This window comes from Bacillus yapensis (assembly GCF_005280205.1).
GTDB classification, from domain to species: Bacteria; Bacillota; Bacilli; order Bacillales; family Cytobacillaceae; genus Robertmurraya; species Robertmurraya yapensis.
In genome coordinates, this window is sequence record NZ_SUND01000034.1 from 1 (window position 1) to 10,153 (window position 10,153).

A 10,153-nucleotide genomic window follows, 5' to 3' on the forward strand; every position below is an offset into this window, starting at 1 on the left:
AACCCTGAAAGATGATCAGGTTGATAGGTCAGAGGTGGAAGCGCGGTGACGTGTGGAGCTGACTGATACTAATCGTTCGAGGACTTAACCAAATAGATGACAACGTAATTCTTCTTCTTCAGCATTATCTAGTTTTGAGGGAATAAAAAGTGAAATACTTAAAAAAACCCTTGAAAAAACGAATAAAATCAGTATAATAGAATTTGTCTTGATAATTTATTGGTCCGGTGACGATGGCGAGAAGGTCACACCCGTTCCCATACCGAACACGGAAGTTAAGCTTCTCAGCGCCAATGGTAGTTAGGGGCTGTCCCCTTGTGAGAGTAGGACGTTGCCGGGCAAATAAAAAATTCTATTGTTATTCCGCGGTAGCTCAGTGGTAGAGCAATCGGCTGTTAACCGATCGGTCGTAGGTTCGAGTCCTACCCGCGGAGCCATTTCTTAATATTAGAAGTGAGCTAGATTTTATGCTTCCATAGCTCAGCAGGTAGAGCACTTCCATGGTAAGGAAGAGGTCACCGGTTCGAGCCCGGTTGGAAGCTTGCGTAACAATAACAATATTATAATGGCCCCTTGGTCAAGCGGTTAAGACACCGCCCTTTCACGGCGGTAACACGGGTTCGAATCCCGTAGGGGTCACCAATGCTTTTTACGAAGCGTAGCGAAGTAAAATAGCTTTCCATATGGAGGATTAGCTCAGCTGGGAGAGCACCTGCCTTACAAGCAGGGGGTCGGCGGTTCGATCCCGTCATCCTCCACCAGTGTTTTTTACGAAGCGTAGCGGAGTAAAATAACGTTCCTTATATGCCGGCCTAGCTCAATTGGTAGAGCAACTGACTTGTAATCAGTAGGTTGGGGGTTCAAGTCCTCTGGCCGGCACCATTATTTTTTTTGTCTTTTACTGCGGAGGGGTAGCGAAGTGGCTAAACGCGGCGGACTGTAAATCCGCTCCTTCGGGTTCGGCGGTTCGAATCCGTCCCCCTCCACCACTGCTTTTTACAAAGTGTAGCGGAGTAAAATAGCATTCCACGATGTTTTACGAAACGTAAAAGAAAGCTATAAAAACAAAAAAATGGGACAAGCTAAAAAGAGTCCTTTTTATTTTTGAATTTTACATTTAACTATTGGGCTATAGCCAAGCGGTAAGGCAACGGACTTTGACTCCGTCACTCGTAGGTTCGAATCCTGCTAGCCCAGCCATTATTACGAGCCATTAGCTCAGTTGGTAGAGCATCTGACTTTTAATCAGAGGGTCGAAGGTTCGAGTCCTTCATGGCTCATTAATCCTTAAGATAATATCTTAAGGATTTTTATTTTGCCTAAATCGGCTAGAGGTGAACACCACCCTGTCAAGGTGGGGGTCGCGGGAGATACGCAATCACCTCTGAAATTCGTGCAATCCAATAAAAAAGCAGGTTTTAGCAAAAATCCATATACAATCTAATGAAAAGTACTTGAGTTTACGGCTCCAAGTGCTTTTTTGCATATATATACACAAATATGTCGAGTTGAGTCAAAGGAATGTAAGCGTTTAAAATAGAGATAGATATAGAAGGGGGAGGGAAAAGAAATGAAGAGATTAGCGATTATTGGTATGCCGATGGACCTTGGACAGACGCGACGAGGTGTAGACATGGGACCAAGTGCGATTCGGTATGCTGGAATAAACGAAAGACTGAAAAGCTTATTTGATGAAGTTCAGGATTTAGGTGACATCCCAATTGGGCGACCAGAGGTCAGTATTGATCAAGAATCCAATTTAAGGAATCTAGAACTAATTGCAGAGAAGACGACTAAGCTGGCTGCAAAAGTAGATGAAGTCATTGAATCTGGTTCATTTCCGTTGGTTTTAGGGGGAGATCATAGTATTGCGATTGGTACGTTAGCAGGCGTGTCAAAGCATTATCAAAATCTCGGTGTGATTTGGTATGATGCCCATGGCGATTTGAATACCGCTGAAACCTCCCCGTCTGGAAACATTCACGGGATGCCGTTAGCTGTTAGTTTGGGACTTGGTCATCCGTTGCTTACAAATATTGGCGGATATCAGCCAAAAGTAAGACCCGAGAATATTGTGATTATTGGAGCACGCTCTTTGGATGAAGGTGAAAGAGCATTAATCAAAGAAAAAGGTATTAAGGTCTATACCATGCATGAAATCGATCGACTAGGAATGACGAAAGTAATAGAAGAAAGTATTCAGTACTTACAGCACAAGACTGATGGCGTTCATCTATCCTTAGATTTAGATGGCTTAGATCCAGTGGAAGCACCTGGTGTGGGAACACCAGTCAATGGAGGCATCAGCTATCGGGAAAGTCATTTGGCGATGGAAATGCTCGCGGAAGCAAATCTAATTACGTCTGCGGAGTTTGTGGAAGTGAATCCGATTTTAGATGACAAGAACAAAACCGCTACATTAGCGGTAGCGTTAATGGGATCTCTTTTTGGAGAAAAATTGTTATAAAAGATCACCGATGATAATATAGTTAAAATTGATTAATACTATTTAAGAGTCCTATTCGTATACTTGGGCTCTTATTTTTTTGGATCACAAACATCCTCAAATAAGACCACAGATGTATAGTTCTCCTTTCCCATAAATTCTTTAACAATAATTGGATTTATTTGTTAGAATAGTAGGTGTGAAAAAAGTTTTATTAAAAAATGAAACTTTTTCTGCTATCGATTCGTATATCGAATAGCCGCAGTAGAGCGGAGGTAAATAGAAACCATGGACGCAATAATTAAGAAAAGGATTAAACAAGTTTTAAAAGGTGATCAAAACGCCTATGCAGAGATTGTTGAACTGTACAAGGACAAGGTGTATCAGCTTTGTTATCGTATGCTTGGCAATCGTCATGAAGCCGAAGATATGGCACAGGAAGCATTCATTCGTGCATATGTTAATATAGCAAGCTTTAATATCGAACTAAAATTCTCTACGTGGCTCTATCGCATTGCAACGAATTTATGTATCGACCGGATACGGAAGAAAAAACCTGATTACTACTTAGATGCCGAGGTCTCTGGAACAGATGGGCTTACTATGTATTCGCAGATTCCGTCAGACACGAGACTACCTGAAGACGAGGTAGAAAAGATGGAACTGCAAGACATCATTCAGAGAGAGATCTCCAACTTACCAGAAAAGTATCGCTCCGTGATTGTGCTCAAGTATATTGAAGAACTTTCATTAAATGAAATCAGTGAGATACTGGATATGCCTTTGGGGACCGTGAAGACACGGATTCACCGAGGAAGAGAAGCGTTGAGACATCAATTAAGGAATGTTTAATGAGAGGTGAAAAACGTTGAAATGTCCTGAGAAGTATATAGCTTATATGCACGAGTACTTAGATGAAGAAATCTCTAAGGAGGATGCATTAGAACTAAAGGCACATCTTTCGAAATGTGGAGATTGTCATAGACATTTTCAAGAATTGGAAAAATCACTTGCTTTAGTAAAAAGTGTTGCCCATATAGCTGCTCCAGGCGATTTTACAATGCGAGTGATGAATGCATTGCCGAAGGAGAAGAAAAAAGTTGGCGTTCAAAGATGGCTTAGACACCATCCAATCCTTACAGCGGCTTCCCTTTTCATGGTACTCATGATGGGCAGCTTGTTATCAACCTGGAATACAGAGAAGGCTCTATCGGTTTCGAAGCAGCCGAATCTCGTCATTGACCATGACACAGTCATTGTACCGGAAGGCGCAGTCGTCAAAGGAGACGTAGTGGTCCGAAATGGTAGCCTTCGAGTCGAAGGACAAATCGATGGAAATGCCACGGTCATTAACGGGGAGATCGTTAATGGGGAAAAATATATGGCCTCTGCTGGTCAGGTGACCGGAGAAGTAAAAGAAATCAATGCGATATTCGAGTGGATATGGTATCATATGAAAAACACTGCTAAAGAAGTCGTTAACTTTTTTGAAGATAATGAGAGCGCGGAAGAACAGTCACTTGGAGTGGCTGTTTTTCTGTGAAGGCACTTCTTTCAAAAGTGGAGTTTTTTAAGATTATGATATACTATAGGGGAATGAGTCGATAATAAAGCCTTCGTGCTTTTGAAATATTTAATTGGAGGAAGACCCATGTCGATTGGAAATTTTGATCTATTGGATTTATTGATTAATGCCATTGACATTCTCCTTGTTACATACGTGATCTACAAGCTCATCATGATGATTAAGGGAACCAAAGCGGTTCAATTATTAAAAGGGATTTTTGTGATTTTAATTGTCACATTGATTAGTGACAAGTTCCATTTACAAACCTTGAACTGGATGATGCAGCAAGTACTCATATGGGGAGTAGTCGCCTTTGTAATCATCTTCCAACCAGAGTTAAGAAGAGGGCTTGAGCAATTGGGCCGTGGTAAATTTTTCTCTCGAAGTGGTTATCAGGAAGAAGAAGAACAGGAACGAATGGTGGAAGCCATCGTGAAGGCAACAGATTATATGGCAAAACGTCGAATTGGAGCTCTTATTTCGATTGAAAGAGAGACAGGTTTAGCTGACTACATAGAGACGGGTATCCCGCTTAACTCCAATATTTCATCTGAGCTACTCATTAATATTTTTATTCCGAATACGCCTTTACATGATGGAGCCGTCATTTTACAGAAAAATATGGTAGCTGCGGCGGCGTGTTATTTGCCGTTGTCTGAGAGTCCTTTTATCTCAAAAGAATTAGGGACAAGGCATCGGGCAGCATTGGGAATTAGTGAGGTTACTGATAGCTTGACAGTTATTGTCTCAGAGGAAACAGGTGCCATTTCTTTAACGAAAAATGGAGAATTGCATCGCGATTTGAAATTAGATAAGTTTAGAGAATTATTATCTGCAGAATTAATTTCAGATGTAAAATCTAAACCTGCTTCTTCAGGTCTCTGGAACTGGAGGGGAAAAGCAAATGGATAAGTTTATTAATAGACTCATTGAAAATCCTTGGTTTATTCGTGTCCTTGCGCTTATTTTAGCCTTGCTACTTTTTGAAAATGTGAACCAGGAGAATCAGTCTGTCATAAATGTCCCTCAGGACCAAGATGCAGAAATCATTAAAAATGTACCAGTTACAAGTTATTATGATACAGAGAATTTAGTTGTTTCAGGAGTACCAGAAACGGTTACGATTACGATCTCTGGTCCAAAATCGAACCTACAACAAGCTGTTACCCAAAGAGGCTTTGAAGTTTACGTTGATTTGACTGAAGCGGAAATTGGTACGCAAGAAGTACCTATTCAAATCCGTGATATCTCAGAACGATTAACGGTGAAGATCGAGCCGGAAACAGTAGAGGTATCGGTTCAAGAAAAAGTAACAAAAGAATTCAGCGTAGAAGCGGAATTCAATACAGGTATCTTAGCAGATGGATACATTTCCGATGCCGCAGAAATCAATCCTAAAAAAGTGAAAATTACCGGTGCCAAGGATGTTCTAGATAAAATTTCATATGTGAAGGCAACTTTGGATGTGAAGGGCCCGATTCAAGATACATTAAAGCAAGAAGCAGAGATCTTAGTCCTTGACCAAGAACTTAATAAATTGGACGTCGTCGTCGAACCGAGAACGGTTGAAGTAACGATTCCAATTAAGGCATCTAGTAAAAAGGTGCCGATTCGCATCGTCGAGAATGGGACGCCACCTGAAGGGGTCGTCATTGACTCAATTACATTAGAAAACGATGAAGCAACGATTATTGCGGAAAAAGATCTTTTAGATAAAACTGAATCTGTTCGTGTTGAAGTAGATGTCAGTGAAATTACAGGGGATACAGAGCTATCATTACCGGTCATTATCTCAGATGGGATTGTGGCTGTTGATCCACAATTGGTCAAGGTCACCATCAAAGCGAATAAATCGGAAAGTAAGACCTTAAGCAATTTACCGATTTCGATTCAAGGTCTATCCGACCAATATAAAGCAGCCTTTCGTGACCCTTCGAATGGCTCGATGAACGTCACGATTACTGGAACAACAGAGGAGATTTCTTCTATTAATGCATCAGATTTTCAGGTTTATGTGGATGCATCAGGCCTTGATGCTGGGGATCACGATGTGAAAATTTTAGTCGATGGTCCAGATAGCGTAAATTGGAAGCTAGCAAAAGACACTGGAAGAATCTCCATAACTCAGAAAGAAGCTTAACGAAGGATAAAAAGGAGCGAGAATAGATGGGTAAATATTTTGGTACGGACGGGGTTCGCGGAGTTGCGAATAGTGAATTAACACCAGAGCTTGCCTTTAAATTAGGACGTTTTGGAGGATATGTTTTAACAAAGAATCAACCAAGACCAAAGGTATTAATTGGACGCGATACTCGAATTTCTGGACATATGCTAGAAGGAGCCCTAGTTGCTGGGTTGCTATCAATCGGAGCGGAGGTTATGCGTTTAGGTGTGATTTCTACACCAGGTGTATCCTACCTCACTAAAGTATTGGGAGCTCAGGCAGGTGTTATGATTTCTGCTTCCCATAATCCGGTTGCAGATAACGGGATTAAATTCTTTGGTTCGGATGGCTTTAAGCTTTCTGATGAGCAGGAGCTTGAGATTGAAGAACTTTTAGATTTAGAGCAGGATGAATTACCAAGACCTGTTGGGGAAAATCTTGGACAAGTAAATGACTATTTTGAAGGCGGACAGAAATATATTCAATTCTTGAAGCAAACCGTTGATGAGGACTTCTCTGGTATACATATTGCACTTGATTGTGCCCATGGAGCAACATCATCGTTAGCAGCTCATTTATTTGCAGACCTAGAGGCAGACCTATCTACGATGGGCGCTTCACCAAATGGATTAAATATCAATGATGGCGTAGGTTCAACACACCCAGAAGCTTTAGCAGCTTTCTTGAAGGAAAGAGAAGCAGATGTTGGATTAGCATTTGATGGAGATGGAGATCGTCTGATTGCTATCGACGAAAATGGGGACATTGTGGACGGCGACCAAATCATGTATATTTGTGCAAAATACATGAACGCAAACGGAAGATTAAAGCATAATACAGTGGTTTCAACGGTTATGAGTAATCTTGGGTTCTACAAAGGTTTAGAAGCACATGAGATTAAGAGTGCTCAAACAGCAGTTGGCGATCGCTATGTTGTTGAAGAAATGAAGAAAAGCGGATTTAACCTAGGTGGAGAGCAATCTGGCCACATCATTTTCTTAGACTATAATACGACTGGTGATGGACTTTTAACAGGATTACAGCTCGTGAATATCATGAAAATGACGAAAAAACCATTATCTGAATTAGCGAATGAAATGGAGAAATTCCCACAGAAGCTAGTGAACATTCGTGTAACGGATAAGTATCACGTAACTGATAATGAAAAAGTAAAAGCGATTATTACAGAAGTGGAAGAAGAAATGAACGGAAATGGACGTATCCTTGTCCGTCCTTCAGGAACAGAGCCACTTGTCCGCGTGATGGCTGAAGCGCCAACAGAGGAGCAATGTGCTTCTTATGTAGAGCGAATTGCAGCGGTTGTAAAAGAGGAAATGGGCTTAGAGGAATAGTAGTAGGCCTAAGTAAATAATGGAACTTCTGTGCATAAGGGGACTCATACAACCCCTTATGCATATTTTGTAATTGGGAGTATCATCACATTTGCTTGGATTTTAGTTGACGAACTACAAGAATGTGGGGTATGATAATCCTGTTTTTGTAAATCATTTTCATGCTGGATGTAACTTTATGGACGACCAGCACGTCTAATCGGCGTAAGAGAATTTTTTACAAAGCTTTTACTCAAAATAGAAAGGTGGGTAGGATTTTAAAAGTTTTAAAAGCGCCTGAACTAATGACTGGACGAAAAGGGTTGTTAGTTGACGAGGTGGAGGTTAATCGATATTCGGCGGGTGCCTCCCGGTTTCGTATGCAGATCGTTATTTCTTTTTCTAAATCACTGAAGGCGACTTAGTGGACAATGAAGAGAAAATGCATACAAATAATATACTAAAAAAACAGAGATAAGGGGGCAAGTGCCCCTTTTAAAAGAATGGTTTCTTGCCCCCTTATTTGGGAGGAAGAAAAATATGTGCGGAATCGTTGGTTATATTGGAAATAATGACTCAAAGGAAATTTTAGTTAAAGGCTTAGAGAAGCTAGAATATAGAGGCTATGACTCAGCAGGTATCGCTGTAATGAATGCAGATGGCGTACATGTTTTTAAAGAAAAAGGCAGAATTGCTGATTTACGTATGGTTGTCGATGCAAATGTTTCAGCTAATATGGGGATCGGTCATACGCGTTGGGCGACTCATGGAGTGCCAAGTGTTGTGAATGCCCATCCACATCAAAGCACAACAGAGCGTTTAACTCTTGTTCATAATGGTGTAATTGAAAACTATGAGCTGTTAAAAGAAGAGTATTTAATGGACGTTGCATTAAAGAGTGAAACTGACACAGAAGTCGTTGTTCAGTTGATTGAATTATTCATGAAAGAGGGCTTAGAAGTTGAAGAAGCGTTCCGCAAGACATTAAAGCTTGTGCATGGTTCTTACGCGTTTGCTCTTTTAGATACTGAAACTCCGGATACCATTTTTGTTGCGAAAAACAAAAGTCCACTTCTTGTTGGTCTTGGCGAAGGCTTTAATGTTGTTGCAAGTGATGCGATGGCAATGCTTCAAGTGACAAATCAATTTGTTGAGTTAATGGATAAGGAAATGGTTATTGTTAAGCAAAACGAGGTAACAATTGTGACGCTTGAAGGCGAAACGATGAACCGTGCTCCATTTACAGCGGAAATTGATGCAAGTGACATTGAAAAAGGAACTTATGCTCATTACATGCTAAAAGAAATCGATGAGCAGCCATTAGTAACGCGTAAAATCATTCAAGAGTACCGTAACGAAGACGGTTCTTTACATGTGGATGAAGAGATCGTTGCAGCTATGAAAGAATCAGATCGCGTGTACATTGTTGCAGCTGGTACTTCTTATCATGCAGGTCTTGTTGGTAAGCAGCTGATCGAAAAAATGGCGAAGATTCCTGTAGAGGTTCATATCGCAAGTGAATTTGGCTACAACATGCCATTATTGTCTGAAAAGCCATTGTTCATTTTCATCTCTCAAAGTGGAGAAACTGCAGATAGCCGTGCAGTTCTTGTAAATGTAAAAGCAATGGGTTACAAGGCATTAACGGTAACAAACGTTCCAGGTTCTACTCTTTCTCGTGAAGCGGATTACACATTGTTATTACATGCTGGTCCTGAGATTGCGGTTGCTTCTACAAAGGCATATACTGCGCAAATTGCGGTTCTATCTATTTTAGCAGCTGTAACAGCAGAAGCTCGTGGCTTTGCTCTTGAATTTGACTTAACAAAAGAGCTTGGAATTATTGCAAACGCAATGGAAGCTCTTTGTGATGAGAAGGATGAATTCGAGCAAATCGCTCGTGATTTCTTAGCTGACACACGTAACGCATTCTTCATCGGCCGTGGAATTGACTACTACGTAGGTCTTGAAGGTTCATTGAAGCTAAAAGAAATTTCTTATATTCAAGCTGAAGGTTTTGCTGGTGGAGAATTAAAGCATGGTACGATCGCTCTTATCGAAGATGGTACACCAATCATTGCTTTAGCTACACAAGAAAGTGTAAACCTAAGCATCCGCGGAAACGTCAAAGAGGTCGTTGCCCGTGGAGCAAACCCATGCATCATTTCTATGCAAGGCTTAGAAATGAACGGAGACACATTTGTCATCCCAGAAGTGCATGAACTATTAACACCTCTTATCTCTGTCGTACCATTACAATTAATTTCTTACTACGCTGCTCTACACCGTGGATGTGACGTAGATAAGCCACGTAACTTGGCGAAGTCCGTTACTGTGGAATAAAGAAGAGCAGAAACAAAAACAACTGCTATATAGCTGTTACTTTCCACTTCCCCGTGCTAAAAAGTCGGTACCTACTGCTAAATAGTTGGTATCCAGAGCGGAAGGAAGAGTGACGAAATAAGAGCAGGCGAACAATATGTACTCAATCAATAATCAATCGTAAAATCAATATGAATCAAGGTATATAGCTGTTACTTTCCACTTCCCCGTGCTAAAAAGTCGGTACCTACTGCTAAATAGTTGGTATCCAGAGCGGAAGGAAGAGTGACGAAATAAGAGCAGGCGAACAATATGTACTCAAT

At 40.9% G+C, this 10,153-nt stretch carries 7 protein-coding genes, 8 tRNA genes and 2 rRNA genes; all 17 read left to right on the forward strand.

Going from position 1 to position 10,153, the window contains the following annotated elements; all coding sequences use genetic code 11:
* Nucleotides 1–92 (forward strand): 23S ribosomal RNA (locus tag FAR12_RS22845); the annotation flags it as partial.
* A gap of 131 nt (nucleotides 93–223) precedes the next feature.
* Nucleotides 224–340: ribosomal RNA gene (rrf, locus tag FAR12_RS22850) — 5S ribosomal RNA — on the forward strand.
* A gap of 22 nt (nucleotides 341–362) precedes the next feature.
* Nucleotides 363–437, forward strand: a tRNA-Asn gene (locus tag FAR12_RS22855).
* 32 nt (nucleotides 438–469) lie between these two features.
* Nucleotides 470–542: transfer RNA gene (locus FAR12_RS22860), tRNA-Thr, on the forward strand.
* 25 nt (nucleotides 543–567) lie between these two features.
* Nucleotides 568–642 (forward strand) — tRNA-Glu (locus FAR12_RS22865).
* A 43-nt stretch (nucleotides 643–685) separates the two neighbouring features.
* A tRNA-Val gene (locus tag FAR12_RS22870) sits at nucleotides 686–761 on the forward strand.
* Nucleotides 762–806: 45 nt separating this feature from the next.
* A tRNA-Thr gene (locus tag FAR12_RS22875) sits at nucleotides 807–882 on the forward strand.
* Between the two features lie 23 nt (nucleotides 883–905).
* Nucleotides 906–989: transfer RNA gene (locus FAR12_RS22880), tRNA-Tyr, on the forward strand.
* Nucleotides 990–1,125: 136 nt separating this feature from the next.
* Nucleotides 1,126–1,200: transfer RNA gene (locus tag FAR12_RS22885), tRNA-Gln, on the forward strand.
* Between the two features lie 7 nt (nucleotides 1,201–1,207).
* Nucleotides 1,208–1,280: transfer RNA gene (locus FAR12_RS22890), tRNA-Lys, on the forward strand.
* A 290-nt stretch (nucleotides 1,281–1,570) separates the two neighbouring features.
* The gene (rocF, locus tag FAR12_RS22895) at nucleotides 1,571–2,467 is read left to right on the forward strand and encodes an arginase (RefSeq protein WP_126411061.1); all 897 of its coding nucleotides are present in this window, start codon (nucleotides 1,571–1,573) and stop codon (nucleotides 2,465–2,467) included.
* A gap of 267 nt (nucleotides 2,468–2,734) precedes the next feature.
* Nucleotides 2,735–3,298 (forward strand): RNA polymerase sigma factor SigW, encoded by a 564-nt coding sequence (gene sigW, locus FAR12_RS22900; protein ID WP_126411062.1) that lies wholly within the window; start codon nucleotides 2,735–2,737, stop codon nucleotides 3,296–3,298.
* 16 nt (nucleotides 3,299–3,314) lie between these two features.
* Nucleotides 3,315–3,989 (forward strand): anti-sigma factor family protein, encoded by a 675-nt coding sequence (locus FAR12_RS22905; RefSeq protein WP_126411063.1) that lies wholly within the window; start codon nucleotides 3,315–3,317, stop codon nucleotides 3,987–3,989.
* Between the two features lie 108 nt (nucleotides 3,990–4,097).
* Nucleotides 4,098–4,925 (forward strand): diadenylate cyclase CdaA, encoded by an 828-nt coding sequence (gene cdaA, locus FAR12_RS22910; RefSeq protein WP_126411064.1) that lies wholly within the window; start codon nucleotides 4,098–4,100, stop codon nucleotides 4,923–4,925.
* Complete coding sequence (locus tag FAR12_RS22915) at nucleotides 4,918–6,153, forward strand: CdaR family protein (RefSeq protein WP_126411065.1); 1,236 nt, start codon at nucleotides 4,918–4,920, stop codon at nucleotides 6,151–6,153. Before cdaA ends, FAR12_RS22915 begins: the two co-directional genes overlap by 8 nt.
* A gap of 26 nt (nucleotides 6,154–6,179) precedes the next feature.
* A complete protein-coding gene (gene glmM / locus FAR12_RS22920) occupies nucleotides 6,180–7,529 on the forward strand; it encodes a phosphoglucosamine mutase (protein WP_126411066.1) in 1,350 nt (449 codons plus the stop codon).
* A 519-nt stretch (nucleotides 7,530–8,048) separates the two neighbouring features.
* The gene (glmS, locus tag FAR12_RS22925; protein ID WP_126411067.1) at nucleotides 8,049–9,851 is read left to right on the forward strand and encodes a glutamine--fructose-6-phosphate transaminase (isomerizing); all 1,803 of its coding nucleotides are present in this window, start codon (nucleotides 8,049–8,051) and stop codon (nucleotides 9,849–9,851) included.
* Nucleotides 9,852–10,153 lie beyond the last annotated feature (302 nt).